Below are 23,918 nucleotides of genomic sequence, written 5' to 3'. Positions count from 1 at the left end.
GGGTCCGCGGAGGGCAATGGATCCCGGCGCCGTCTACTTCCGCATGAACGCGGGATGGCGATCCGGGTCGTCCGCTTGTCCTGCTTTTCGGTCAGCGGCCGCGCGCCGCCACGTTCCACGTGTCCACCACCTGCTCGCCGCGAACCCCGTAGACGCGCTCGTGCAGGTTCATCGACACGCACACGTGGTTGGGGACGATGCGGACGCGGTCGCCCACGCGCGGGCGCCAGCCGGTGCGCGACAGGTCCAGCAGGCCGTGCTCTTCGGAAACCGCCTTCACCAGCACCTCGGGGCGGTCCAGCAGCGCGCCGAAGCCCACCGTCTCGGCGCGGATCTCCTCCTTCGCCAGCGCCTTGGAGCCCGCGTCCACCACGGCCTGCCCCGGCACGGCGGTGGAGACGACGGTCGCCAGCACCGAGTAGGCGCACTCGTCCCAGCCGCAGGCGCCGATCTCCGAGGTCGTGCGGTCGTTGAAGATGTTGGTGCCCGGCCGCACCTCGGTGAGCCCGTGCACCTCGTGCGATCTCCAGAACGTGGGAGTCGATCCCCCGCTGACGACCTTCGCCGCAAGCCCCGCCGCGGAGAGCGCGTCGACGAACGAAGATACGCGGTCGGACAGCGCGCGGATGGCCTCGTCCTGCCCGCCGACGTTGCCGCGGACGTGGCCGGGATAGAACATCAGGCCGCGGTACTCGATCCCGGGCGCGTCCGCCACCGCCCGCGCCAGCGCGACGGCCTCGTTGGGGGTCTGCAGCCCCACGCGGCCCATCCCCGCATCCACCTCCACCAGCACGCCGACGGTACGCCCCGCCTCGCGCGCCGCGTCGGACAGCCCGCGCAGCGCCTCCGCCGAGTCCAGCCCCACGGTCAGGCGCACGCGCTCCGGGAGGGACATCAGCCGCCGCAGCTTGGGCGCGCCGATGGGGGGATACGCGAGCAGGATGTCGTCCACCGCCTGCGCCATGACCTCCGCCTCGCGTGGTGTGGCGACGGTGACGCCCACCGCGCCGGCCCTCACCTGCGCGGCGGCGAGCGACGGGCTCTTGTGGGTCTTGGCGTGGGGACGCCACGCCAGGCCGTGCGCGCGGCAGTACTCCGCCGCCCGGAGCAGGTTGGCGTGCATCTGGTCCACGTCCACCAGGGGCGCGGGGGTGTCGATCTCGGTCAGGTCGCGCGGATCGGGCATTCGGAACGGCCGGTGGATGATGGCGTGCTCAGCGGCGCTCGCGGTCGCGGCGCAGGATGGGATCGTCGGGATCGAGGATCCCCGGGCGCACCTTCAGGTTGCGGTTCTCGCGCTTGAGAAGGAGCCGCTGCTGGAGCTCGGCCAGCATGTCGGGGTCTGCCTCGCCGCCGGACTGCGCGCGATGCTTGATCTCGCGGGCGTCGCGCTCCAGCGGGCGGGCGAGGATGCGGTCCATGTTCTCGGCGAAGAACACGGGCGCGCCGCTCCAGTCGTAGTGCTCGGCGTCGCCGCGCACCGTCTCCACGTCGCCCGCCAGCTCCTCGGGAAACTCCAGCAGCCAGCGCCCTTCGGGGTCGCGGCGGCCCTCGGTTTCGATCAGCACGCGGAAGAGGCGGCGGTAGTCGGGGTCCTGGAAGTCGTCGGGCCCCACGAACTTGGCGCACTCTTCCACCCAGCGCTCGGAGTGGAACATCATCATCAGCAGGTTGCGCTCGGCGCCCATACGCAGCCGCAGCGCGGGGGTGGGCAGCGGGCGGTCGGCGTTCCACCGGCCCCCCTGCCGCTCCCCCCCACGAGACGGTCCGTGCCACTGCTGCCGGTCGCGGCGGCCCTCTCCCCGCTCCTCACCCCGCCCGTCACCCCAGCCGTCGTCCCGGCGCGGCGGTGGCGGGTCCTGCCGCTGCTGGCTGCGCATTTCGCGGCGCGTGGGCGCGTCGACCACCTCGGCCGCTTCCCGGGTCAGCGCGTCGACCGGAACGCCGGTGCGGTCGGAGATACGCTTCAGGTACACGCCGCGCAGCACCTCGTCGCGGGTGGCGCGGACGGTAGGCAGGAGCAGGTCGATGGCCCGGCGCGTTCCCTTGATGCTGCCGAAGAAGTTCTTGCGGTCCAGCAGCAGGAGCTTGCGCTCCAGCACGTCGACCGCGTCGTCCAGGTAGCGGCGGAGCGCGTCGGCGCCCTGGGCGCGCACCAGGGAGTCGGGGTCTTCGCCCTCGGGAAGGGTGGCCACCAGCACCTCGACGCCGGCGCGCAGCAGCTGGTCGCCGTTGCGGAAGGTGGCCTTGAGCCCCGCCTTGTCGCTGTCGTACAGCAGGATGGCGCGGGGCGCGTACTGCTTGACCAGCGCCGCCTGCTCCTCGGTCATGGCCGTGCCCAAGGGCGCGACGGCGTGGGTGACGCCGTGCGCGGCCAGCGACACGTAGTCCATGTACCCTTCCACGACCAGCGCCACCTCTTCCTTGCGGATGGAGCCGCGGCTCCAGTTCAGGCCGTAGAGCGTGCTTCCCTTGTGGTAGATCTCCGACTCGGGCGAGTTGAGGTACTTGGGGATGTGCGCCTCTACCTGCTGCAGCACGCGCCCGCCGAACCCCAGGACGCGCCCGCCCAGGTCCTCGATGGGAAAAATCACGCGGCCGCGGAAGGCGTCGTACGGGTCGCGCCCGGCCTTCTTGGGCTCCTTCAGCAGGCCGAGCGAGAGCAGGTCGGCGCCGTGGTAGCCGGCCTTCAGCGCCGCCGTGCCCAGCGCGTCGAACGACTCGGGTGCCCAGCCCAGCCCGAAGCGCTCGATGCTTTCGGGGGTGATGCCGCGCCGCTTCAGGTAGTCGCGCGCCTCGGCGCCGTCGGGCGAGGCGAGCTGGTCGCGGAACCACTTGGCGGCGAAGCCGTTGATCTCGTACAGCAGCCGGTTGGGGTCTTCGGCCTGGGCGCGGCGCTCCTCGCGTTCGTCGGGGATCTCCACCCCCACCCGTTCCGCCACCCAGCGGATGGACTCGGGATACGTCATCCCGAGGTGCTTCATGAGGAACGAGTAGACGGTGCCGCCCTCGCCGCAGGTGAAGCACTTGTAGAACCCCTTCGCCGGGTCGACGGAGAAGTTGGGCCCCTCGCCTCCGTGCAACGGGCACGGCCCGCGGTAGGTCTTCCCGGTGCGCCTGAGGCGCGTGTGCTCCGAGAGGATCTCCACGATGTCGGCCCGCTGCCGGATGTCTTCGACGAGGTGGTCGGGGATGGGCAAGGTTCTTGGTGCGTGAGTGCGTGAGTGCGTGAGTGCGAGACCAACGCCGCGGCATGCCGCGGGAGCCCCCTCCCCCCGGCCCGTCCCCCGCTGCGCAGGGGAGGGGGAGACCTGAACCGCGCTTCGAAGTGCGCCGGCGCACGCTGCGGCCGCCCCCCTCTCCCGGCCTCTCCCCCATAAACCCCATGAGGGAGAGGAGAATTCGATTGCGCTCCGGCTGGCCCCGCGCGCTCAACTAGCTCCCTTCCCCCGCGGCAGTTTGCGGGGGAAGGGCTGGGGATGGGGGGCGCCGGCCCGAGCACCGGGCCTGGCCCGACGCATCCAGCCCTGCTGTGTACACCCTCTCCCGCTTGCGGGAGAGGGTGGCACGCGTATCAGCGCGGCCGGGTGAGGGCCTCACGGCAGCCGAGGCCCACGCTTCCGTGACCGCTGCCGCGCCCAGGCTTGTACGTGTCCGCCGCTGGATCCTTCGGCCCGCGAGGCTCGCCGTGCCTGCGAGTACAGTGCGCTTGGGCCTCGGGATGACAGGTGCGCACGGGCGGAGGGCCAACCCTCATCCGGCTGCCACAGCGGCCTACGCGAACTCCACCACCGTCACACCCGTCCCGCCCTCGAACAGCTCGCCCGGCCGGGCGACTGAGATCCGGCGGTCTGCCTTCAGCAGCTCGCGGACGTGGGCGCGCAGCACGCCCGTGCCCTTGCCGTGGATGATGCGGAACGTCGGCAGCCCCGCCAGCAGCGCGTTGTCCAGCGCGCGCCCGAGCACCGTCTCCACCTCGTCGGGCCGCATCCCCCTCAGGTCCACCTCCGGGCGCGCGTCCGCCGCGGCGGTGTTGATGTATCCGCCGGACGGCCGGGCCTTCGGCTGCGCCGCGCCCTGGTCGCCCGCGGGAAGCGGCGTCAGGTCCTCGCGCGGCAGGAGCAGGCGCATCACGCCGGCCTCCACCATCGCCTTGCCGTCGCGCACGTCCACGATCACCCCCGTGCGGCCCAGCGATTCGATCCGCACCCGGACCCCGGCCTCCAGCTCGACTTCGGTGTCCTGCTGCTTCGAGGTTCCGGCCTTGGCCGCGCGCCGCTCGGCCGGCGTCTTTTCCCGCTGCCGGAGCGCCGCCTCCTCCACCTTCCGGCGCGCGGCGCGGGCGGCCTCGTCCAGCTTCTCCGCGTCGCCCGCCGCGCGCACGTCGCGGATGGCGGCCTCGACCTCGGCGCGCGCCTGCAGCAACAGGTCGCGCGCCTGCTGGCGGGCCCGGCGCTCGGCGTCGCGCTCGCGCTGCTTCAGGTCGCGCTCGCGCGCCTCCATCTGCTCGCGTAGTGCCGCCGTCTCGGCCAGGCTGCGCTCCAGCGCGGCGGTCTGGTCAGCGAAGCGCTGCTCCTTCGCTTCCAGGTCCAGCAGCAGCCGGGCGACGTCGCGCTCGCCCTGCGGAAGCGTGGCCTCGGCGTCTTCCAGCAGGCGCGGCTCCAGCCCCAGCCGCCGCGCGATCGCCAGCCCGTACGAGCGGCCCGGGATGCCCTTCAGCAGCCGGTAGGTGGGCTGCAGCCGCTCGGCGTCGAACTGCAGAGAGGCGTTGATGATCCCCGGCTCCTCGGCCGCCAGCAGCTTCAGCTGTCCCAGGTGCGTGGTGGCGACGGTGAAGCACGCCCGGCGCGTCAGCTCCACCAGCACCGCGCGGGCCAGGGCGGCGCCCTCCTGCGGGTCGGTGCCGCTGCCGATTTCGTCGGTCAGCACCAGCGACTCCCACCCCGCGCCCTCCAGCACCTCGCGCAGGTTCTTCAGGTGCGCCGAAAAGGTGGAAAGCGACGCCTCGATGCTCTGCTCGTCGCCGATGTCGGCGTACACGTCGCGGAACACGGGAAGCCGCGTTCCCCTGGCCACGGGGGGGATGACGCCGCTCTGCGCCAGCAGCGAAACCAGGCCGATGGCCTTCAGCAGCACCGTCTTGCCGCCGGTGTTGGGGCCGGAGATCAGCAGGGTGCGCTCGCCCCGGTCCATCCGCAGGTCGAACGGAACCACGTCGTCGCCTCGCGCCAGGAGGATGGGATGGTAGCCGCGCACCACCTCGTACTCCTCCGTCCCCGGCTCCAGCAGCGCCGGGGCGCGGCCGTCCACCCGCAGCGCGTAGCGGGCGCGCGCGTACAGGGAGTCCAGCGACACCAGCGCGTCCAGCGATGCCATCAGCGCGGGCTGCAGCGGCCGCAGCCGGGCCGTCAGCTCGCGGAGGATGCGCGTGACCTCGCGCGCCTCCTGGGCCTCCAGCTCACGCAGCCGGTTCATCATCTCCACGGCTACGGGCGGCTCCACGAACAGCGTGGCGCCCGTCGCCGACTCGTCGTGCACGATGCCGCCCACCTCGCCCCGCCCCTCGCGGCGCACCGGGATCACGTAGCGGCCCTCGCGCACCGTCACCGACGAGTCCTGCACCTGCAGGTGCGGCGGCAGCGACGCCATGTACGAGGCCAGCCGCTCCACGAGGCGGCCGCGGGCGCTCTTCAGCTCGCGCCGCAGGCGGTACAGCGCGGGCGAGGCTTCGTCGCGCACCAGCCCCGCGTCGTCCAGCGTCCGCGCGATCTCGGCCTCGTCCTTTTCGGCCTCGGCCAGCCCGCCCGCGATCAGCGACAGGTACGGCAGCGAGCCCTGCTGCTGCAGCACCGCGCGCCGCGTGGTGCGCGACGAGGCCAGCAGCACGCCCACGTCGCGCAGGTGGGGCCCGTCCAGCACCGATCCCTCGACCCGCATGCGGCGGAGCGGCTCGACCACGTCGGGAATGGCGGGCACCGACCACCCGGAGTCGCCGCGCAGGAACGCGCGCATCTCCTCCACCCGCGCCAGCTCGGGGGCGATCCATCCCGGGTCGGCGCTGGGCGAAAGCGCGCGCACCGCGTCGGCGCCGAGACCGGACGAAGCGAAGCGGGCGACGAGGTGCAGCGCCTCGCGGTATTCCAGGACGTTCAGGGCGTGCGGATTCATTCGGCTGCGGGTCGTACGGCTCGGGCGCGCGGAACCGTCAAAGATAACGCGCCGGGGCCGTTGGCCGTAGCCCCCGCGGATCCGTCTACCGAAGAATAGCCGAAGACGACGAGGAGGAAAAGCCGGCCGATGGGGCCATCGGCGGTACCGCGGCGGGAAGCTCCAGGCGAAAGGTGCTTCCCCGCCCCGCGGTGGAGGCCACCCGCAGCGAGCCGCCCTGCATCTCGGCCAGGCGCCGGGCCAGGGGCAGTCCCAGACCCGTGCCCACGCCGGGATCGCCCAGCTGCACGAAGTCGTCGAAGATGCGCTCCAGGTCGGCGGGGGGAATGCCGTCACCCTGGTCCGTCACCTCGACGAAAACGCCGCCCTCGCAGCGTCCCCCGTGCACCGCAACGGGATGCCCGGAGCCGAACTTGACGGCGTTGGCAAGCAGGTTCAGCAGGATCTGCCGCACGCGGCGCGCATCGCCGGTCACCGGCAGGGGCCGCTCGTCGAAGGTCACCGACAGCTCGCACCCGTGCTCCAGCGCCAGCGGCCGGACGACGGAGACGGCGCCCTCCACCACCTCGGCGGCCTCGACGTCTTCCACGCGCGTTTCCAGCTTGCCGGCCTCGAGCTTGGCCAGGTCCAGCAGGTCGTTGATCAGGTCCAGCAGGTGGCGGGCGGCGTGCTGCGAGCGGTCCACCGCCTCGCGCTGGCCATCCGTCAGGGGATCGTAGACGCCGGACAGGAGAAGGTCGTTGTACAGCATCACCGCGCTAACCGGCGTGCGCAGCTCGTGGCTGATCATGGCGTAGAAGCGGTCGCGCGCCGTGATGGCCTGCTCGCGCTCGCGCTCGGCGTGCACGCGGCGGGTGATGTCGATGCCCACACCCAGCACCGCGGGGCGGCCGTCCAGCTCCGTGCGCCTGCCGTGCACCTCCAGGTACAGCAGCGACCCGTCGTGGCGCCGGCCACGGAAGCGGTAGTGCATGGCCTCGACCTCGCCACCCAGCCGACGGCGGATGTTGTCGGCCACCAGGTCGCGGTCTTCCTCGGCCACCAGGTCCAGGAACGGGCGCGGCGTGTCGAGCCAGCCGGGGGGAAAGCCGAAGATGGCCGAGAGCCGCGGGTTTCCGTAGCGGAGAAGTCCGTCCTGGATCACGTACAGGCCCACGAGCGACTGCTCCACCATCACGCGGAACAGGTCGTCCGCGCCGGCCAGGGTGGCGGCGGCGTCGGGCGCGGCGCCGAAAGGCGGTTCGTGCGGGAGATCCGGGGGGGCGGGCATGCGGGCGCGGCGGAGGGGGGCGGCGCGGAGGGGCCTGCCAATGTTGCTGTCCACGCCAGCGCGGCGCAAGGGATTGGCGCGGCGGGGCTGGCCCCGGGGATGGACGACACGGCGCTCGTCGTTCTTGACACCGGCGCGCGCGGCCCTAACCTACGGGCCATGCACAGCGAACCGACGTACACGCCGGTCGTCGAGGACTACCTCAAGGCCGTGTGGATGCTCCAGCAGACGGAATCGCCCGTCGCCACCTCGCGCATCGCCGAGCGGCTGGGGCTGACCCCGGCGGCCGTGACGGCCATGATCAAGCGATTGGCCGAGCACCAGCTGCTTCGCCACGAGCCGTACTACGGTGTCCGGCTGACGGCCGCGGGGGAGATGGCGGCGCTCCGGATCATCCGCCGCCACCGCGTGCTGGAGCTGTTCCTGGTGGAAAAGCTGGGATACGAGTGGGACCGCGTGCACGACGAGGCCGAGCGGCTGGAGCACGCGGCCAGCGACGAGCTGATCGAGCGGCTGGCGCGCCTGCTGGGCGAGCCCGAGCGCGACCCCCATGGCGCGGCCATCCCCAGCGCGACCGGCGAGGTGGACCTGAACCCCTACGCCGCCTTGGGCGACCTGGCCCCGGGCGACACGCGCCGCGTGCTCGAGGTGCAGGTGCAGGAGCCCGAGCAGCTGCGCTACCTGGGCTCGCTGAACCTGAAGCCGGGGGCGCAGGTGCAGGTGGTGGAGAAGTCACCGTTCGAAGGGCCCGTGTCGCTTTCCGTCAACGGCGAGCGGGCGGTGATCTCGCACTCGCTGGCCCAGCGCATCCGCGTGCGCCCGGCCGAGGAGCAGCCCAACTAGGCCGCTTGCCTGGCCGGGCTTTTGCTCAACCCGCGCCGCGAACCCTTACCCGTAACGGCGATGAGACTGCTGAGAATTCTGCTGGGGCTGGCGGCGGTGGGCGTGGTGGTGGCCGCGTTCCGCGACTCGCGCACGCAGCGCTGGCTGCGGCCCGCCACCTCCGGCGGTGACGACGACGATCGCCTGCCGACGTCGCTGGAAACGGAGGAGCCGGTGCTGGGCTACGACGGAATGGACCGTGACACCCTGGTCGACTGGCTGAGCGAGGCCGACCTGGACCGCGACACGCTGCTGCGCATCCACGCCTACGAGTCGGCCAACATGGCACGCGGCTCCGTCCTCGACACGGTGGACGACCTGCTGGGCTGAGGCGCTCGTTCCCCTACAAACCAACGTTTCACGCAGAGGACGCAGGGGTTGAAAGAGAGGACGCAGAGGAACGACGGTTCGTTTCTCTGCGTCCTCTCCGTTTTCTCTGCGTCCTCTGCGTGAAACTGCTGTCTTCAGGACAGCGACTCGCGGGCCAGGCGGTTGAGCTCCTTGCCCTCGAAGCGGCCCTTCACCCGCGGGGTGACGGCCTTCATGATGCCGCCCAGGTCCGCCGCGCCGGCGTCCATCGCCTCGCGGATCATCGCGCGCACCTCGTCGTCGCCCAGCGCGGGGGGAAGGTACGCCTGCAGCTGCGCGGCTTCCTGGTCTTCCTTCTCCGCCAGCTCGGCGCGGGCCCCGGCGCGGAACTGCTCGGCGGCCTCGCGGCGGCGCTTGATGGCGGTGGTCAGCAGGCCGCGCACGTCGTCGTCCGCGGCCTCGCGGCCCAGGTCGATCTCCTTGTTGCGGATTTCGGAGAGGAAGGTGGACAGCACCGTGGTGCGCAGCTTGTCGCGGTCGCGGCGCGCCTGGTTGAGGTCGGTACGGAGCTGTTCCTTCAGCGGCGTCTCCGGCATGGTGTTCCCCGGCGGGTTCCTGGTCGGTCGTTCCTTCACGAGCCGTGCAATCTACCCCGCCCCGCGCGGCCGCTCAACCCGCGGCGGCTTGTCCGGCGGGCGGCGCCCCGTTACCGTTCCACACTCGCCGGTCACCTTCCGTCGTGAAACCTTCATGCGCCGTGCCCCGTAGAGTGGCGCGCGCGACCACGCCGTTCCTCCCCCCGGACGGCTCGATCCTCCCTTTCTCCGGCCCGAATGTCACACGCACTCCTCCTGGACGGCGTCTCCAAGAGCTACGCCGGCCATGCCGCGGTCAAGAACCTGAGCCTGGCGGTGCCGCAGGGCACCATCTACGGCATCCTGGGCCCCAACGGGGCCGGCAAGTCCACCACGCTGCGGATGGTGATGAACATCATCATCCGCGATTCCGGGCGCATCGCGCTCCTGGGCGCCGATCCCCAGGTGGACCGCAGCGTCCTTCACCGCGTGGGCTACCTCCCAGAAGAGCGCGGCCTGTACCGCAAGATGTCGGTGATCGACGTCATCACCTTCTTCGCCGAGCTCAAGGGCGTTCCGGCGGCCCGGGCGCGGTCCGAGGGCGCGCGGTGGCTGGAGCGGATGGGGCTGGGCGACTGGCGCAACGCCAAGGTCGAGACGCTGTCGAAGGGGATGCAGCAGAAGGTGCAGTTCGTCACCACCGTGGTGCACGCGCCCGACCTGCTGATTCTGGACGAGCCGCACTCCGGGCTGGACCCGGTGAACCAGGAGGTGCTGCGCGACACCATCCTGCAGGCGCGCGACGAGGGGCGCACGGTGATCTTCAGCACGCACAACATGGAGCAGGCCGAGCAGATGTGCGAGCACGTCTGCATCATCGCCGGGGGCGAAAAGGTGCTGGACGGCAACCTTCGCGACGTGCGCCGCGCCCATCGCGGAAACCGCTACGCCGTGGCGTTCGACGAGCCGTCGGAAACGGCCGACCGCTTCATGGCCACTTGGCCGGGATTCGAGAACGTGGAGCGCGCGCGCGACGGGTGGGTGGCCCAGCTGCGCGCGTCGGCCAGCCCGCGCGAGCTGGTGGCGGCGGCCAACGGGCTCGACGTGCCGCTGTCGCGCTTCGAGCACGTGCAGCCGTCGCTCCACGAGATCTTCGTCAGCAAGGTGGGCGACGCCGCCCGTCCGCGCCGCAGCCCCGAGGTGGCCCATGCGTAACGTGATGATCATCATCCGCCGCGAGTTCAACGAGCGCGTGCGGACCAAGTCGTTCGTGGTGGGAACCGTGCTCTTCCCCGTGTTCATGCTGGCGCTGGTCTTTCTCCCGGCGCTGATCAAGAGCGGCGGGGGCGAGCGCACGCTGGTGCTGGTGGACCAGTCGCCCGCGGGGATCGGCGAGCGCGTGGCGGCCGCCCTGCAGGCGCCCAGGCCCGGCAAGGAGGCCATCCGCTACACCGTGGAGCGCGTTCCCGGCCCCATGGACGCGCAGCGCGCCTCGCTGAACGGCCGCGTGGAGAAGAAGGAGATCGACGGGTACGTGGTGATCGGGGCGGACGTGCTGAAGACGAGCCAGGTGGCCTACCGCGCCCGCGACGTCACCAAGCTGCAGGTGGTCCAGGACATCGAGGGTGCCGTCACCGCGGCCGTGCAGCAGGTGCGCCTGGCCGGCAGCGGAATGACCCCCGCGCAGGTGGCCGAGCTGGTGCGCGACGTGGACGTGCAGGCGGCGCGCATCACCGGCGACGGGCAGGAGCGCGGCAACCTGATGGCCACGCTGATCGCCAGCTACGTGATCCTGTTCCTGTTCGTGCAGCTGATCACGCTGTACGGCCAGAACGCCATGCGCAGCGTGCTGGAGGAAAAGAACAACCGCATCGTGGAGGTGATCGTCAGCTCGGTGAAGCCCATGCACCTGATGGCGGGCAAGGTGCTGGGGCTGGCCTCGGTGGTGCTCTTCCAGATCGGCATCTGGGTGGCGTTCGGGGCGCTGCTCGCGTCGCAGGCGGGGTTCCTGGAGCGCCGCTTCGGCATCAGCGCGGCGGCGTTCTCGGCGGTGAAGCTGCAGCCGTCGGTGGTGGCGATCCTGCTGGTGTTCTTCACCTTCGGGTTCATCCTGTACGCGGCGATGTACGCGGCGGCCGGCGCCTCCGTAACCAGCGAGCAGGAGGCGCAGCAGCTCACCTTTCCGCTGATGCTGCCGCTGTTCATCCCCATGGTGTTCATCGTCCCCGTGATGACGGACCCGCTGGGCACCATCGCGCGCACCCTGTCGCTGATCCCCTTCACCTCGCCCGTGGTGATGCCCATGCGCGCCGTGGCCACGGACGTTCCCGCGTGGGAAATCGCCGCGGCCATCGGGCTGCTGGTGCTGGGAATGCTGGGGGTGGTGTGGATCGCGGGGAAGATCTACCGCGTGGGCATCCTGAGCACCGGCAAGAAGCCCTCGATGGGCGAGCTGATCCGCTGGCTGCGCATGGCCTGACACCGGCCCGCGCTGAACGGAGCGCCTGGAGTTTTCCCGCGGGATGGGAGACACGAAGGACCGGCGGAGAGCGTGATGCCCTCCGCCGGTCCTGTTTGTCATCTACGAGTCGTTCAGCCCTCGAGGCGGCCGGCGCTGAGGACTCGCCGCCCTCAGCCGGCCGGGGTGGGCGTGGGAATCGTGGTGCCCGTCACCGGCACCGTCGACGCCTTCGCCAGGGCCGAGATCAGCCCCTGCCAGTCGAACGCCGGGCCGATGTCCCACTTGCCGTACGACTGCGGCTGGTAGTTCACGTGCGTGGTGATGCCCGAGAAGTTGGCGACGTCCTTGTAGACGTCGTAGCGCGCCGGCTCGGGGATGAACTTGAGGGGGATGTCGTACGTGCCGCTCAGGTAGCGCAGCAGCTTGGCCAGGCTGGCGTACTGCGCCGGCGTGAACGTGGCGTAGTGGGTGTAGCCGCGGTACGGCTGGGCCAGCTTGGTGTAGTGCTGCGTCTCGGCCGCCGTGCAGTACACGTCGTTGGCGCCCATGTACGTGACCAGGTTGCCGCCGCTGGGCTTCAGGTAGCCGACGTTCGACAGCTCGATGCCCACGCCGCTCTGGCTCATCGGCGAATTGCCGCCCTGCGCGCCCGGCCCCAGGTGGTACGACCAGTACCTGGACGAGAACAGGTTGTAGATGGTGCCGTCCCGCGCCACCACGAACGGGGTCGACACGTGGTTGTTGGGCTTGGTGAGCGCGGCGATGTCGCCCTTCAGGTACCCGGCGGTGTAGTGCACCACGATGCGCTTCTTGGCGGGTGCTTCCTTGTAGAAGAAGCTCTCGTCGCCGCTGGCCGGCTTGCACGAGACCACCTGGAGCGTTTCGCTGGTGCCCGGAATGGCGACCTGGTTGGGTGACAGCGTGAACTTCTTGCCGTCCGAGTCCTTTCCGTTGGTCCGGAAGTCGGCTTCGTGCGTTGGAATGGCGCTGGCTTTCATGTGAATCTCCTGCGGATTGGGGATGGTGGGACGAACGAGTGGCGGAGGGAGAACTCCGCCGGTGGGTGATGACCCGGACTGAATGCTACTGCTTTCCGTCAGAATAGCAAGCTCTCGCTGCCAATGCCTGCCGAAACTCGGTCATTCCCCGACGGTGCCCGCCGGGATCCGCACGCGTGCGCTCCGAAAGACCCCTTGCGTTCCAGAGATGGTGGTTTTAGGATGATTTCACATTTGAGGACTTAATGTGACGCAGTGGCTCGCGAGCCGGCAGGGGTGTTTTCGCGGTACCGGACAACGATGATGCGGCCGCCCGGCCGCATCCGCCCGCCCCCGTGTGCAACTCCGGGATGGGGGCGGGAGCGTACCTCACCCGGAGTGCACGGGAGGATGCAGGACATGCTCATCCGCGGCAGGCACTTCGCTGCAGCCATGCTGCTCACCGCCGGACTGGCCGCGTGCGCCGACGTGCCCAGCGCGCCCGACGCGCCATCGGCGGCACCCGCGGCACCGCAGGAGTCGCGGGCCTCGCGGGCGGGGGACGCGATCCCCGGCCGCTACATCGTGGTCTTCGAGAACGACGTCGCCGACGCGCCCGGGCTGGCGCGGCAGCTGGCCGACGCGCACGGGGCGACGGTGCACTACACCTACCAGCACGTCATCAAGGGCTTCGCGGCCACACTCCCCGACGCGGCCGCCGACGCGCTTCGCCGCAACCCGCGGGTCGCGTACGTGGAGCAGGACCGGGTGGTCACCGTGGCGCAGGCGGGCAGCTGGGGGCTGGACCGCGTGGACCAGCGCGACCGTCCCCTGAACGGCACGTACACCTACGCGGCCACCGGGTCGGGGGTGCGGGTGTACGTGCTGGATACCGGAATCCAGACCGCGCACGGCAACTTCGGCGGGCGCGCGTCGGTGGGTTACGACGCCCTCGGCGGCAACGGGCAGGATTGCCATGGCCACGGCACCCACGTGGCGGGAACGGTGGGCTCCACCACGTACGGCGTGGCCAAGTCGGCCACGCTGATCGGCGTGCGCGTGCTGGCCTGCAACGGCACGGGCGCGTGGAGCGGGATCATCGCCGGCCTGGACTGGGTGCGCCTGAACCACGTGAAGCCCGCCGTGGTGAACATGTCACTCGGCGGCTGGTCCGAGCAGTCGGTGGACGACGCCGTGAACAACCTGATCGCGGCCGGGGTCACCACCGTGGTGTCCGCCGGCAACGACGCGAACGATGCCTGCTACTACTCCCCGGCCCGCGTAGGCGCGGCCGTGACGGTGGGCGCCAGCAGCTCGCTGGACCACCAGGCGTGGTTCAGCAACTGGGGCAGCTGCGTAGACCTGTTCGCGCCGGGCGACGGAATCACCTCCACCTGGCTGTCGGGGGGCACCAACACCCTCAGCGGCACGTCGATGGCGGGGCCGCACGTGGCGGGCGCGGCCGCGCTGTACCTGCAGGGGAACCCGCTGGCCGCCCCGGCCACCGTTCGCAACGCCCTGGTGGGGCATGCGTCGCAGGGCCGGCTCTCGGGGGTGAACCCGGGCACGTCGAACCTGCTCCTGTACACGCGCCTGGACGACGCCTCCACCCCGCCCCCGCCGCCTCCGCCCTCGCCGCCGGTGGTGAGCGTGAGCGGGCCCACGTACCTGGCGCCCACCACCACCCAGTCGGTCACGTTCAGCGCCAGGGCCACGGGCGGCACCAAGCCGTACACGTACCAGTGGCAGTACCGGCCGGAGTACTCCGGCACGTGGAGCAACGTGGGCACCAACAGCGCCTCGTACACCCGCAGCGTGGCGCCGCGCAGCGCCTCGTTCTACGTGCGCGTCATCGTCACCGGCGGCGGCTCCGCCACGAGCAGCGAGCACTACGTGTACGTCGAAATGATGTGCGGCGACCAATACTGCTGACGAGCCGCGATCAGTGGAGGGTGAAGCGGCGGCAGCGGATGAGGTGACGCGCTGATCCACCGCACGCCGAACGGACGAGGCCCGGAGAACCGCGCGGTTCTCCGGGCCTCGGACGCGCATCGGCCAGGCCCTGAAGTGCCCCGCGCCGCCTCATCATCACCCTCAGCCGTGTACTCTGGACCTTCCTCATCCTCTGCGATGCGGGCGCCGCCTGGGTGTATGAGGCCGGCGCCTTCGAGCGGGCCGAGCGGGCCGAGCTGAAACGTCGCGGAGCGGTCGGGGTTTTCTGGCCGAAGGACGCCTACGCGGCCAACCTGCGAAAGGTGCGGGATCCCCGTGCCGCCGAGAAGGCGATGCCGGAAGCGGATTCGGTTAGCTACTTCCTCCACCAGCGCGCCGGTGGGCCGGTGCTCGGGCAGGTGTTCCACCTCACTCTGCGGCAGGGTTTTCGCCGGTGGAGGCGTCAACTCACGGTCATCTACGACGAGCACCCCGCACGGAGCGAATCGGGACGAACCACAAGGAGCCGCCCGGGCCACCGCTCACCCGCCAGGCGGCGCTGGCCTGGTACGATGACTGGCTCGTCCGGCAGCACAAGTGGCGAACCGAAAACGCGCATCGGCTCGTGGCGCTGAAGGTCAACCTCCTGCTCCTGGAGGGAAACGTACGCGGAACGGGGATGTGGGGCTGGGTCTTCGACGCCGACTCGGCGGACCTGTATCGCCAGATCAAGGCGTCCATCTACAGGTTCGGCGATGCAGGCATCGAGATGCTGGTCGACTGCCTGGATGACGCGGGCCTGACTGCCACGCGAGTGGTCAAGGATGGCGTGGCGGGAGAGCCGGTGCGGGCGGGGACGATCTGTTACGACGTCCTCAGGGAGCTGGTCAGGTTCGAGGATGACGTCCAGGAAAGTGAAATGGTCGTCATCAACGGCGAGCGGTCGTCGGAATGGCTGGGCGACCTGAGGGCTCCCGCGGATGCCGCGCGCCTGGCCGCGGCCGAGGCCGCCTGGACGGCCCGGATGAAGCGCGGCAGCTGGCACTTCGAACGACCCAGCAGCCACTGATCGCGCGAAGGCTGGTGCCAAACTCCAGCACCGCATCCGCGACGAGCAGGTCCATCGCCCGCTCCGTCCTCCGGGCGTGCATCGCTTGTCGAGGAACCGGAACCAGGTGTGGGCGTTTTCCCGGCTCGGACGTTATCGTTCTCGTCGGACTTGCCGCGAGGCGACCGCGGACATCCGGCTGGAGGCGGCAGGAGAGCCCCTCCACGACCCCATCCGGAGGATGCAAATGAATCTTCTTGGTCTGCTGTACGCCGTGCCCGTTCTGGCACTCGCGGCCGCGGGACCCCTGCAGGCGCAGCAGCCGGCCGGGCCCGGAATCCAGATCGCCGTCTCCCGCACGGCCAGCCTGCCCGGCGGCGGGTGGAGATGGGCGGAGGCGGTGCGTACGCAGGGCCTTCGCGTGAGCGTGCCGGTGCGGGGCTCCGTGGTGGCCTGGGCGGGGGCCGCGCAGGGAGAGAGCCAGAGGTTGGTCTGCCTCGTCATGGACGCGCCCTGCACGTACTCCGGCAACCTGTGGATGCTCTCGGGTGGCGCGGAGTACCGCTTCCGCGCCGGGGCCGCCGTGGTGCCGTTCGCCGGCGCGGGCGCCAACCTGGAGTACTGGACGAACGGAGGCCGCACCTGGATGCCGCACGTGCACGCCGGGGTCGACCTGTTCGCCACTCGCAACCTGGGCCTGCGCCTGCAGGCAGAATCGGACTGGCAGGTGCCGGCGCGCGTCGGGGCAGGCCTCGTGCTCGCGCTGCCCTGACCGCGCACGCCCGCGGGCGGGGGATCTGAACGAACCGGCGGAGAGCCGTGGCCCTCCGCCGGTTTGCTTTCGCCCGGACGATGCCGGAGCTTTCCTACAGCGGTGGCGCCGCTCCGCGGTCCCGCGCCCACTGCATCGCCCCGTCGCCCGCCTCGCGAAGGCTGGTGCCGAACGCCAGCACCGCTTCCGCGACGAGCAGGTCCATCGCCAGCTCGTCCTCCGGCGCGTACCGGGCCAGCTTGATCGATGAGTTGGCCACCGCCTCCAGCGCGCCGAACCGGTCCGTCAGGATCTCCAGGAGCCGCATGGGCGAGGGCGGGTTGTACTGTTCCATGTCGCACCTCCGTCTCTTGACCCGCGCCGCCGAGCAGGGCTACTCTACACGATGCGGGCGGCTTTCGGGTGGTCTGTGGGAGGGGGTTGGCGTCCTGATCTTCGCGGGTCTGAGGCCAATCCCCTTGTCTTTTGCCTCGTCATGTCAATAATATTTGGCACGAGGGCTGATGTCAACACCTTTTGACTTGGCTGGAGATGGCGGCGAAGCTCACTTTCGTATCGGCAACGGATCGACTCGTCGGGATCGGGCTCTCCCTCGGCGCTGTCGCCGAGCGCTTCGGCGTGCGTCGCGAGACGATCAGCCGGTGGAGACGTGAGGGCGGAGGATTCCCGCCTCCAAACAACTGGCCCGAAGTCCTTGCCCAACTTGCCGAGGAGCGCGGGGAGGACCTCACGCATTTTGCTAACGAGTTGCGGGCGGGTAACAGCCCGGAATCCTGACTACGCGAGCCTGTCAGCGTCTTGAGGCGCCGCGTCGAACCAACTCAGCATCCGTTCCGCGAAATTTGATGTCGAGACATCGTCCTATACCAGGCTAAGCGGGGGAGAGGCCGCAGGGCCAGCCCATGATTGCCATCAGCCGAACACGTTTACGGTGCGGCTCTGTGATATGTCACGAGTTGCAAGGAGTCATAAATGGGTGTAGGACGGAATGAGCCCTACCCGAGAGGGTGCCGACCGATGGGAACGAGAACGTGGAGCTCGTACCGGCGGGAGAAGAGACGGTGGAGACCAGCCTTGACGTACGACGTAAAAGCGTACGGAATGTGAGCTTATCCGGTGAAACTCCCGGTGTAAGTAAACCCACGCCGGCAGCAAGATCAGTACATGTCGCGCACCCCCCCTGCAGCGGGGGCCTTCTCTAACTTGTATGGATCACACCAATGTGCGAACACGTTGACGAAGATGAAAAGCGCGTTCTCAACCGGTTCATCACCGAGGCCAAAGTTCCATGCGAACTTGCTGCCGAGCTCCACACCTTAGCTAACACAAGCGAATGTCTTACCGTTGAGCGCCTTTCTTGGCTGTTGGCGCAAAAGCTACCTCCCGAAATTCGTTTGCTTATTATCAGAGTTCAAGGACGTTGTATTGACTATATGCTAGAGCCATTCTGAAGGTTACTGCAGAGGCGTCCGGCTAATCCGTAGAGGACTCGTCGAACGTGGCTCGATGTTGTACGAGTAACGATTACCGGCGGACGATCAGCACCTGGCCACAATCGGGCCCAGCCGTGACTGACAAACCGGCGGAGAGCATGATGCCCTCCGCCGGTCCGTTTCACCGACCGAACCCGTTCAGGCTTTCGCCCGATCGGCTCAGTACATGTCGCCCATGCCGCCGCCGCCCGGCATGGCCGGGGCGCCGCTGCCCTTGGGCTCGGGCTTCTCGGTGACCACGGCCTCGGTGGTCAGCAGGAGGCCCGCGATGGACGCGGCGTTCTGCAGGGCGGTGCGCGTCACCTTGGTGGGGTCGATCACGCCGGCCTGCACCAGGTCCTCGTACTCGTCGGTACGGGCGTTGTAGCCGTACGACGGGCTCTCGTTGTTGCGCACCTGCGCCACGACGATGCTTCCCTCGACGCCCGCGTTCGTGGCGATCTGGCGGATGGGCTCCTCCAGGGCGCGCTCGATGATGCGCACGCCGATGTTCTCGTCGGCGTCGTCCAGCGTCAGCTTCTTCAGGCTGGCCTGAGCGCGCAGCAGCGCCACGCCGCCGCCGGGAACGATGCCCTCTTCCACCGCCGCGCGGGTGGCGTGAAGGGCGTCCTCCACGCGGGCCTTCTTCTCCTTCATGGCCGTCTCGGTGGCCGCGCCCACGTGGATCACCGCGACGCCGCCGGCCAGCTTGGCCAGCCGCTCCTGCAGCTTCTCGCGGTCGTAGTCCGAGGTGGTCTTGTCCATCGCGTTGCGGATCTCGGCGATGCGGCCCTGGATGGCCTGCGTGTCGCCCGCGCCGTCGATGATGGTGGTGTTGTCCTTGTCGATCACCACGCGCTTGGCGCGGCCCAGGTCGCTCACCACCGCGTTCTCGAGCTTGAAGCCCACTTCCTCGGTGATCAGCTGGCCGCCCGTGAGGATGGCGATGTCCTGCAGCATGGCCTTGCGGCGGTCACCGAAGCCCGGCGCCTTGACGGCCGCCACGCGCAGGGTGCCGCGAAGCTTGTTCACCACCAGCGTGGCCAGGGCCTCGGCCTCCACGTCCTCGGCGATGATCATCAGCGGACGGCCCATCTGCGCCACCTTTTCCAGGATGGGCAGAAGGTCCTTCATGGTGCTGACCTTCTTGTCGTGGATCAGGATCAGCGCGTCCTCGAGAACGGCCTCCATGCGGTCCGGGTCGGTCACGAAGTACGGCGACACGTAGCCGCGGTCGAACTGCATGCCCTCGACGGTCTCGAGCGTGGTCTCCAGCCCCTTGGCCTCTTCGACGGTGATCACGCCGTCCTTGCCCACCTTTTCCATCGCGTCGGCGATGAGGTTGCCGATCTCCTCGTCGCTGTTGGCCGAGATGGTGCCCACCTGGGCGATTTCCTTCTTACCGGCCGTCTCCACCGAGATGCTCTTGAGCTCGGCGATGACGGCGTCGACGGCCTTGTCGATGCCGCGCTTGAGCGACATGGGGTTGGCGCCCGCGGTGACGTTCTTCAGGCCCTCGCGGAAGATGGCCTGGGCCAGCACGGTGGCGGTGGTGGTGCCGTCGCCGGCGAGGTCGGAGGTCTTGGTGGCGACCTCCTTGACCATCTGGGCGCCCATGTTCTCGATGGCGTCGTCCAGCTCGATCTCCTTGGCCACCGTCACACCGTCCTTGGTGATCAGGGGCGAGCCGAACTTGCGGTCGATGACCACGTTGCGGCCCTTAGGGCCGAGCGTGACCTTCACCGCCTCGGCCAGCTTGTCGATGCCGCGCTTCAGCGAGGCGCGCGCATCGGTGTTGAACGTCAGCTCCTTGGCAGCCATCGTTCGAATCCTCTTTTATCTGGGTGGAAAAATTTCAGTCAGTCAGAACGTGCGGCGGTCGCCGGGACGATTCAGCCGACCACCGCGAGGACGTCGGACTCGCGCAGGATCAGGTACTGCTCGTTCTCGACGGTGACTTCGGTGCCGCTGTACTTCCCGTAGAGCACCTTGTCACCCACCTTCAGCTCCATCTCAACGCGCTTGCCGTCCTCCACGCGTCCCGGCCCAACGGCCATGACTTCGCCCTGCTGGGGCTTTTCCTTGGCCGTGTCCGGAATGTACAGACCGCCGCGCATCTGCTCGCTCTCTTCGAGCGCCTTGACGACGACGCGGTCCGCGAGCGGCTTGACCTTGAGATCGGTCGCGGTAGGCATCAGTGACCCTCCGTGGAACGTAGATGTGGTTGATTGCTTTCTGTTAGCACTCGCACTCGGGGAGTGCTAACAGCCCGGGTAACATAACCCGCAGCCGCTCGCTGTCAAGCAGGCGGCGACGAGCCCGGCGCAGTGCATCCGCCGTACCTTTCAGGGCTGCCAGAGTGGCGGAAGAATTTGTCGGTGTGGCAGCTCGGACGCGCGTCGGCTGTCACTCCGCCGCGGCGCCGATCTCCCTCACAAGGTCGTCGTCGGACAGGACGTCGGCCCAGCCGGCGGGCAGCTCCAGCTCCACGCTCTGCGCGCCGCCCGTAGGCGTGGCGATCACGCGGAACCGCTCCGAGTCACCGATCCGCGCCGCCTCGCTCCTGCCATCCTCCGACAGCCCCGCGTAGGCCTCCACCAGGCTCCACGTGGTCCCGTCCCCGTCCGTCACTTCGCGCGGCATCGTCGCTCCTTCCACAAAGAAAACTGCATCTCTCGTTCTTCAGCCGCGGCGCTTCGAGAGGCTGTAGTACGCGATCATCTTGTACACGAGCTTGGCGACCACGAAGTCCGGCGCCGAGTTGCCGCCCATGGGCGCCAGCTCCACCACGTCCACGCCCACGACGTTCTTTTCCTCGAACACGCGGCGAAGCAGCTTCAGCGTGGGATACCACGGCGGGCCGCCGGGCTCGGGGGTGCCGGTGGCGGGCATCAGCGACGGGTCGAAGTAGTCCACGTCGAAGGTGATGAACACGTCGTCGCCCAGCGCATCGAACGCGCGGTCCTGCCACGCGTCGTTGTCCCACATCTCGTCGGCGAAGATGGTGGTGATGCTGCCCTCGCGCTCGCGGATCAGCGCGCGCTCCTCGCTGGTGATGGCGCGGATGCCCACCTGCACCAGGTCCGCGCGGTCGATGCACTGCGCCATCACCGCCGCGTGCGAAAACGCCGAGCCCTCGTACTCCAGCCGCAGGTCGCCGTGCGCGTCGAACTGCAGGATCGACAGGCGGCGCCCCTCGCCTAAACGATCCGCATGCGCCAGCACCGGGGCGCTGGTGATGCTGTGCTCGCCGCCCAGCCCGATCACCAGCCTGTCCCCCGCCTCGGCGAGGATGGCGTCGTAGCACTCGCGCAGCTGGCGGACGGCCGCCTCGGGCCCGGCGCTGGTCAGGTGCAGCGCCGGCAGCGTGCACACGCCCACGCCGGGTCCGGGCTCGCCGTCCAGCTCCTGGTCGTACAGCTCGATGAAGCGCGACGCCTGGATGATGGCGTCGGGCCCCAGCTTGGTGCCGCCCTGGTAGCTGACGGTGCTCTCGTAGGGGATGGGCAAAATGACCACGCCGGCGTTCTGCCACGTGGCGGCGTCGCCTTCCAGCCCCAGGAAGTTGCGGGGCAGCTCCCAGGGAAGCTCCTGGAGCGCGGCGGGAATCTGGTCGCTCATCTATCCGTCAGTCTCGGTGGTCGTCGTTGGATCAGGACGCCGAAAAGAAGGCACACGCCGGGCCGCGTCAAGCACGGCGCGCGCTTCCCTCCCGCGGCCAACCGCGCCATCTTCCTGGCGCGTGCCCCGCCCGGAGCATTCCACCCGCGCAAGACATGACGCCCGACACGGTTCCGGTTCGCGACTTCATCCAGGGCCTGCTGCATCCCGCGGGCGCCTCATCCATCCTCGACGTTGGCTGCGGGCGGGGCGAAGACCTGCGGCAGATCGCCCAACTGACCGGGGAAGACGCCCGCCTGGTGGGGGTCGATGCGTCGGCGGCGAACATCACCGAGGCCCAGCAGCGAGCCGGGGATGACTCCCGGCAGTTGTACTTTGCCCACGATGTCTCGGCTGGGCTGCCGTTCGAAGACGGTGAGTTCGATCGCGTGCTTTCGGTGAACCTGCTGGAGTGCATTGCGGACAAGCAGCGGCTGCTCACGGAGGTGCACCGCGTCCTTGGGCCGGGAGGCAGGGTCGTCTTCGCGCACTGGGACTGGGACTCGCAATTGATCGATGGCGACGACAAGGATCTCATTCGGGAGATCGTCCACACGTTCGGTGATTGGAAGCAGGCGTGGATGGCAGACTCGGACGCCTGGATGGGCAGGCGCCTGTGGCGAACGTTCCAGGAGTCAGAAGGGTTCGAGGGCGCCGTGCACCCTTTCGTGCTCACGAACACCCGCTTCGAGCCGGGGACGTACGGGCACTCCTCCGTCGAGAACTTCCGCGGCCTGGTCAAGCGGGGGATGCTCGCCCCGGAGCGGTACGAGTCGTTCTACCGATCACTCGTCGAGATGGGCGCGACGAATCGGTATTTCTACAGCATCACCATGTTCGTCTACGCCGGGCACAAGCGCGGATAGCAACGAAAACCGCCCCACGAGATCATCTCACGGGGCGGCTCACTAACGCACTAACGCACTAACGCACTCACGCACTCACGCACTGCCGTTCACAGCCGCAGCGCCGGGCACGCCACCCCGTCGTTGCTCAGCTGCACGCCCGCGGCGCGGCAGTCGGCGCACAGGCCGTAGATCTCCAGCCGGTGGCGGACGGCCATGAAGCCGTGCTCGCGCGCCACCTCGTCCTGGATGCGGTGGATCTCGCGGCGGCGGAACTCCACCACCTTGCGGCAGTGCGTGCACACCAGGTGTTCGTGCACGGGCTGGCGGCCGAACAGGTGCTCGTACCGCTTGAAGCCGTCGCCGAAGTCGTGGTCCTCCACCAGCCCGGCGCGCACCAGGATTTCCATCGTCCGGTAGATCGTCGCCTTGCCGATGCGCTCGCCGCGCTTCTTGAGCTCGGCCTCGATCTCCTCCACCGACAGGTGCTCGGTGCTGCTGAACAGAACGTCGGCCACCACCTCGCGCTGCTGCGTCACCGGCAGCCCCTGCTGGCGCAGGTACCGGCGGAACAGGTGAAGGTGCGGGGCCGTGGCGTTCTTTTCGATCGTGGCCATGAATGGTCCTCGGGAGCGGGCCGTCGCGCGGGCGATCTGCCTGGAACGATAATCATTCTTGATAAGTGCGGTCAAGCCGCACTGTGCACGCACCGGGAAACCACGCGTTCCGATCAGCGTCGCGTTCAGCCGCTCTCGCCTCCTCTACCGCCCGCGAGCCAGTCCTGGCGGGACATCTCGTAGCGCGCCTCGCCGTGGTACTCGCCGGCCGGCCGCCAGCCGGCGGCGCGGTAGAACGCCTCCGCCCGGGTGCCCGGATCGGTGCTCAGCCAGATGGAGTCGGCGCCCGAGGCGAAGAACCAGCCCATCATCGCGTCGTGCAGCATCCGCCCGGCGCCGCGGCCCTCGAACTCCGGGGCGACGAACAGCGCCCAGACGTTGCCGCGCGCCGCGTCCGCGACCGCAAACCCCACGATCCGCCCTTCCGCCTCGGCCACCCATCCGCGCCCGTTCCCCGCCAGCAGCCGGCGGTAGTCGTCGGGCTGGACCATCGACGGAGCTGCCAGGCGGTTCTCGCGAACGGCCAGGCGAATACGGTGCATCTCCCCGATGTCCGTCTCCCCGGCGATCCGGATCCGCGGCCTCATCGGCCCGATTCTCCGGCCCCGGAAACGCCGCCCAGCTCCGCCAGCAGTTCCTTCCACTTCTCCGCGTCGCCCCCCGTCTCACGGACGCCCGGGATCTCGGGCTCATCCAGGCGCCGCAGCACGCCTTCGATGATGCGCCCCACGCGGTCCACCGGCACCGTGCCCTGCTCCGCCACCTCGTCGGCACGCACCGGGCGGGCGCGGGGCGCGGGTGGCTCCAGCACGTATCCGATGGTGTAGATGGTCCGCGTTCTCCGCGCCTCGTCGCCCTCCACGAAGACGGAGAGCACCGCCAGCCCGCTCTCGCGCGGCCCCAGCTGGCGCGCGGGAAAGATCCACACGC

At 69.5% G+C, this 23,918-nt stretch carries 23 protein-coding genes; 9 read left to right on the top strand and 14 right to left on the bottom strand.

The window, feature by feature from the left end:
- Positions 1 to 91 precede the first annotated feature (91 nt).
- The 4 genes from VGB24_RS06180 to VGB24_RS06165 all read right to left on the bottom strand — a co-directional run bounded on the left by VGB24_RS06180 (position 92) and on the right by VGB24_RS06165 (position 7,438).
- A complete protein-coding gene (locus VGB24_RS06180; protein WP_331072089.1) occupies positions 92 to 1,186 on the bottom strand; it encodes a D-TA family PLP-dependent enzyme in 1,095 nt (364 codons plus the stop codon).
- A 28-nt stretch (positions 1,187 to 1,214) separates the two neighbouring features.
- Entirely contained in the window at positions 1,215 to 3,200 is a 1,986-nt protein-coding gene (gene dnaG / locus VGB24_RS06175) for a DNA primase (protein WP_331072088.1), read from the bottom strand.
- Positions 3,201 to 3,774: 574 nt separating this feature from the next.
- On the bottom strand, positions 3,775 to 6,168 hold the full coding sequence (locus VGB24_RS06170; protein ID WP_331072087.1) for an endonuclease MutS2: 2,394 nt from the start codon (positions 6,166 to 6,168) through the stop codon (positions 3,775 to 3,777).
- 85 nt (positions 6,169 to 6,253) lie between these two features.
- The gene (locus VGB24_RS06165) at positions 6,254 to 7,438 is read right to left on the bottom strand and encodes a PAS domain-containing sensor histidine kinase (protein ID WP_331072086.1); all 1,185 of its coding nucleotides are present in this window, start codon (positions 7,436 to 7,438) and stop codon (positions 6,254 to 6,256) included.
- Positions 7,439 to 7,597: 159 nt separating this feature from the next.
- Here VGB24_RS06165 and VGB24_RS06160 point away from each other — a divergent pair, with 159 nt between their 5' ends.
- Together VGB24_RS06160 and VGB24_RS06155 are read left to right on the top strand one after the other, a co-directional pair.
- Positions 7,598 to 8,281 carry a metal-dependent transcriptional regulator gene (locus VGB24_RS06160; protein ID WP_331025470.1) on the top strand — a complete coding sequence of 228 codons (684 nt, stop codon included), beginning with the start codon at positions 7,598 to 7,600 and terminating at the stop codon, positions 8,279 to 8,281.
- Positions 8,282 to 8,341: 60 nt separating this feature from the next.
- Positions 8,342 to 8,650, top strand: coding sequence for a hypothetical protein (locus VGB24_RS06155; protein ID WP_331072085.1), 309 nt, complete (start codon positions 8,342 to 8,344; stop codon positions 8,648 to 8,650).
- 134 nt (positions 8,651 to 8,784) lie between these two features.
- Here the strand turns inward: VGB24_RS06155 and VGB24_RS06150 are convergent, their stop codons facing one another.
- Complete coding sequence (locus VGB24_RS06150; protein ID WP_331072084.1) at positions 8,785 to 9,225, bottom strand: GatB/YqeY domain-containing protein; 441 nt, start codon at positions 9,223 to 9,225, stop codon at positions 8,785 to 8,787.
- 237 nt (positions 9,226 to 9,462) lie between these two features.
- On the opposite strand from VGB24_RS06150, the gene VGB24_RS06145 reads away from it, so the two are divergent.
- Both VGB24_RS06145 and VGB24_RS06140 read left to right on the top strand, forming a co-directional pair.
- Positions 9,463 to 10,419 carry an ABC transporter ATP-binding protein gene (locus VGB24_RS06145; RefSeq protein WP_331072083.1) on the top strand — a complete coding sequence of 319 codons (957 nt, stop codon included), beginning with the start codon at positions 9,463 to 9,465 and terminating at the stop codon, positions 10,417 to 10,419.
- The gene (locus tag VGB24_RS06140) at positions 10,412 to 11,683 is read left to right on the top strand and encodes an ABC transporter permease (protein WP_331072082.1); all 1,272 of its coding nucleotides are present in this window, start codon (positions 10,412 to 10,414) and stop codon (positions 11,681 to 11,683) included. Before VGB24_RS06145 ends, VGB24_RS06140 begins: the two co-directional genes overlap by 8 nt.
- Before the next feature lie 152 nt (positions 11,684 to 11,835).
- On the opposite strand, the gene VGB24_RS06135 is transcribed toward VGB24_RS06140, so the two are convergent.
- A complete protein-coding gene (locus tag VGB24_RS06135; protein ID WP_331072081.1) occupies positions 11,836 to 12,663 on the bottom strand; it encodes an N-acetylmuramoyl-L-alanine amidase in 828 nt (275 codons plus the stop codon).
- A gap of 390 nt (positions 12,664 to 13,053) precedes the next feature.
- Between VGB24_RS06135 and VGB24_RS06130 the strand changes: the two genes are divergently transcribed.
- The 3 genes from VGB24_RS06130 to VGB24_RS06120 all read left to right on the top strand — a co-directional run bounded on the left by VGB24_RS06130 (position 13,054) and on the right by VGB24_RS06120 (position 16,394).
- Positions 13,054 to 14,574 carry a S8 family peptidase gene (locus VGB24_RS06130; RefSeq protein ID WP_331072080.1) on the top strand — a complete coding sequence of 507 codons (1,521 nt, stop codon included), beginning with the start codon at positions 13,054 to 13,056 and terminating at the stop codon, positions 14,572 to 14,574.
- A gap of 625 nt (positions 14,575 to 15,199) precedes the next feature.
- Entirely contained in the window at positions 15,200 to 15,643 is a 444-nt protein-coding gene (locus VGB24_RS06125) for a hypothetical protein (RefSeq protein ID WP_331072079.1), read from the top strand.
- Positions 15,644 to 15,869: 226 nt separating this feature from the next.
- The gene (locus VGB24_RS06120; RefSeq protein WP_331072078.1) at positions 15,870 to 16,394 is read left to right on the top strand and encodes a hypothetical protein; all 525 of its coding nucleotides are present in this window, start codon (positions 15,870 to 15,872) and stop codon (positions 16,392 to 16,394) included.
- Positions 16,395 to 16,488: 94 nt separating this feature from the next.
- On the opposite strand, the gene VGB24_RS06115 is transcribed toward VGB24_RS06120, so the two are convergent.
- Complete coding sequence (locus VGB24_RS06115) at positions 16,489 to 16,728, bottom strand: hypothetical protein (RefSeq protein ID WP_331072077.1); 240 nt, start codon at positions 16,726 to 16,728, stop codon at positions 16,489 to 16,491.
- A 197-nt stretch (positions 16,729 to 16,925) separates the two neighbouring features.
- Between VGB24_RS06115 and VGB24_RS06110 the strand changes: the two genes are divergently transcribed.
- The gene (locus VGB24_RS06110) at positions 16,926 to 17,171 is read left to right on the top strand and encodes a hypothetical protein (protein WP_331072076.1); all 246 of its coding nucleotides are present in this window, start codon (positions 16,926 to 16,928) and stop codon (positions 17,169 to 17,171) included.
- Positions 17,172 to 18,046: 875 nt separating this feature from the next.
- Here the strand turns inward: VGB24_RS06110 and groL are convergent.
- The 4 genes from groL to speB all read right to left on the bottom strand — a co-directional run bounded on the left by groL (position 18,047) and on the right by speB (position 21,487).
- Positions 18,047 to 19,687 carry a chaperonin GroEL gene (groL, locus tag VGB24_RS06105; protein WP_331072075.1) on the bottom strand — a complete coding sequence of 547 codons (1,641 nt, stop codon included), beginning with the start codon at positions 19,685 to 19,687 and terminating at the stop codon, positions 18,047 to 18,049.
- Between the two features lie 71 nt (positions 19,688 to 19,758).
- Entirely contained in the window at positions 19,759 to 20,061 is a 303-nt protein-coding gene (groES, locus tag VGB24_RS06100; RefSeq protein WP_331025456.1) for a co-chaperone GroES, read from the bottom strand.
- A 211-nt stretch (positions 20,062 to 20,272) separates the two neighbouring features.
- Entirely contained in the window at positions 20,273 to 20,509 is a 237-nt protein-coding gene (locus tag VGB24_RS06095; RefSeq protein WP_331072074.1) for a hypothetical protein, read from the bottom strand.
- A 39-nt stretch (positions 20,510 to 20,548) separates the two neighbouring features.
- Positions 20,549 to 21,487 (bottom strand): agmatinase, encoded by a 939-nt coding sequence (speB, locus tag VGB24_RS06090; RefSeq protein WP_331072073.1) that lies wholly within the window; start codon positions 21,485 to 21,487, stop codon positions 20,549 to 20,551.
- 155 nt (positions 21,488 to 21,642) lie between these two features.
- Between speB and VGB24_RS06085 the strand changes: the two genes are divergently transcribed.
- The gene (locus VGB24_RS06085) at positions 21,643 to 22,392 is read left to right on the top strand and encodes a methyltransferase domain-containing protein (RefSeq protein ID WP_331072072.1); all 750 of its coding nucleotides are present in this window, start codon (positions 21,643 to 21,645) and stop codon (positions 22,390 to 22,392) included.
- 89 nt (positions 22,393 to 22,481) lie between these two features.
- On the opposite strand, the gene VGB24_RS06080 is transcribed toward VGB24_RS06085, so the two are convergent.
- The 3 genes from VGB24_RS06080 to VGB24_RS06070 all read right to left on the bottom strand — a co-directional run bounded on the left by VGB24_RS06080 (position 22,482) and on the right by VGB24_RS06070 (position 23,916).
- Positions 22,482 to 22,988 (bottom strand): Fur family transcriptional regulator, encoded by a 507-nt coding sequence (locus VGB24_RS06080; protein WP_331025453.1) that lies wholly within the window; start codon positions 22,986 to 22,988, stop codon positions 22,482 to 22,484.
- Between the two features lie 125 nt (positions 22,989 to 23,113).
- Entirely contained in the window at positions 23,114 to 23,575 is a 462-nt protein-coding gene (locus tag VGB24_RS06075) for a GNAT family N-acetyltransferase (protein WP_331072071.1), read from the bottom strand.
- Positions 23,572 to 23,916 (bottom strand): hypothetical protein, encoded by a 345-nt coding sequence (locus VGB24_RS06070; RefSeq protein ID WP_331072070.1) that lies wholly within the window; start codon positions 23,914 to 23,916, stop codon positions 23,572 to 23,574. Before VGB24_RS06070 ends, VGB24_RS06075 begins: the two co-directional genes overlap by 4 nt.
- Positions 23,917 to 23,918 lie beyond the last annotated feature (2 nt).

Origin of the sequence: Longimicrobium sp. (assembly GCF_036399935.1) — a bacterium.
In the GTDB taxonomy this organism is placed as follows: domain Bacteria; phylum Gemmatimonadota; class Gemmatimonadetes; order Longimicrobiales; family Longimicrobiaceae; genus Longimicrobium.
The sequence above is the reverse complement of the archived record's forward strand: the minus strand, read 5'-3'. Positions and strand labels throughout refer to the sequence as shown.

Excerpts from the sequence above, each read along its gene's own strand:
- VGB24_RS06120 (WP_331072078.1), top strand. The coding sequence starts at position 15,870 with ATGAATCTTCTTGGTCTGCTGTACGCCGTGCCCGTTCTGGCACTCGCG.
- VGB24_RS06165 (WP_331072086.1), bottom strand. The coding sequence starts at position 7,438 with ATGCCCGCCCCCCCGGATCTCCCGCACGAACCGCCTTTCGGCGCCGCG.
- groL (WP_331072075.1), bottom strand. The coding sequence starts at position 19,687 with ATGGCTGCCAAGGAGCTGACGTTCAACACCGATGCGCGCGCCTCGCTG.
- groES (WP_331025456.1), bottom strand. The coding sequence starts at position 20,061 with ATGCCTACCGCGACCGATCTCAAGGTCAAGCCGCTCGCGGACCGCGTC.
- VGB24_RS06140 (WP_331072082.1), top strand. The coding sequence starts at position 10,412 with ATGCGTAACGTGATGATCATCATCCGCCGCGAGTTCAACGAGCGCGTG.
- VGB24_RS06080 (WP_331025453.1), bottom strand. The coding sequence starts at position 22,988 with ATGGCCACGATCGAAAAGAACGCCACGGCCCCGCACCTTCACCTGTTC.
- VGB24_RS06170 (WP_331072087.1), bottom strand. The coding sequence starts at position 6,168 with ATGAATCCGCACGCCCTGAACGTCCTGGAATACCGCGAGGCGCTGCAC.
- VGB24_RS06110 (WP_331072076.1), top strand. The coding sequence starts at position 16,926 with ATGGCGGCGAAGCTCACTTTCGTATCGGCAACGGATCGACTCGTCGGG.
- VGB24_RS06180 (WP_331072089.1), bottom strand. The coding sequence starts at position 1,186 with ATGCCCGATCCGCGCGACCTGACCGAGATCGACACCCCCGCGCCCCTG.
- VGB24_RS06150 (WP_331072084.1), bottom strand. The coding sequence starts at position 9,225 with ATGCCGGAGACGCCGCTGAAGGAACAGCTCCGTACCGACCTCAACCAG.
- VGB24_RS06135 (WP_331072081.1), bottom strand. The coding sequence starts at position 12,663 with ATGAAAGCCAGCGCCATTCCAACGCACGAAGCCGACTTCCGGACCAAC.
- VGB24_RS06130 (WP_331072080.1), top strand. The coding sequence starts at position 13,054 with ATGCAGGACATGCTCATCCGCGGCAGGCACTTCGCTGCAGCCATGCTG.
- VGB24_RS06085 (WP_331072072.1), top strand. The coding sequence starts at position 21,643 with ATGACGCCCGACACGGTTCCGGTTCGCGACTTCATCCAGGGCCTGCTG.
- VGB24_RS06155 (WP_331072085.1), top strand. The coding sequence starts at position 8,342 with ATGAGACTGCTGAGAATTCTGCTGGGGCTGGCGGCGGTGGGCGTGGTG.
- speB (WP_331072073.1), bottom strand. The coding sequence starts at position 21,487 with ATGAGCGACCAGATTCCCGCCGCGCTCCAGGAGCTTCCCTGGGAGCTG.
- VGB24_RS06075 (WP_331072071.1), bottom strand. The coding sequence starts at position 23,575 with ATGAGGCCGCGGATCCGGATCGCCGGGGAGACGGACATCGGGGAGATG.
- VGB24_RS06115 (WP_331072077.1), bottom strand. The coding sequence starts at position 16,728 with ATGGAACAGTACAACCCGCCCTCGCCCATGCGGCTCCTGGAGATCCTG.
- VGB24_RS06160 (WP_331025470.1), top strand. The coding sequence starts at position 7,598 with ATGCACAGCGAACCGACGTACACGCCGGTCGTCGAGGACTACCTCAAG.
- VGB24_RS06095 (WP_331072074.1), bottom strand. The coding sequence starts at position 20,509 with ATGCCGCGCGAAGTGACGGACGGGGACGGGACCACGTGGAGCCTGGTG.
- VGB24_RS06145 (WP_331072083.1), top strand. The coding sequence starts at position 9,463 with ATGTCACACGCACTCCTCCTGGACGGCGTCTCCAAGAGCTACGCCGGC.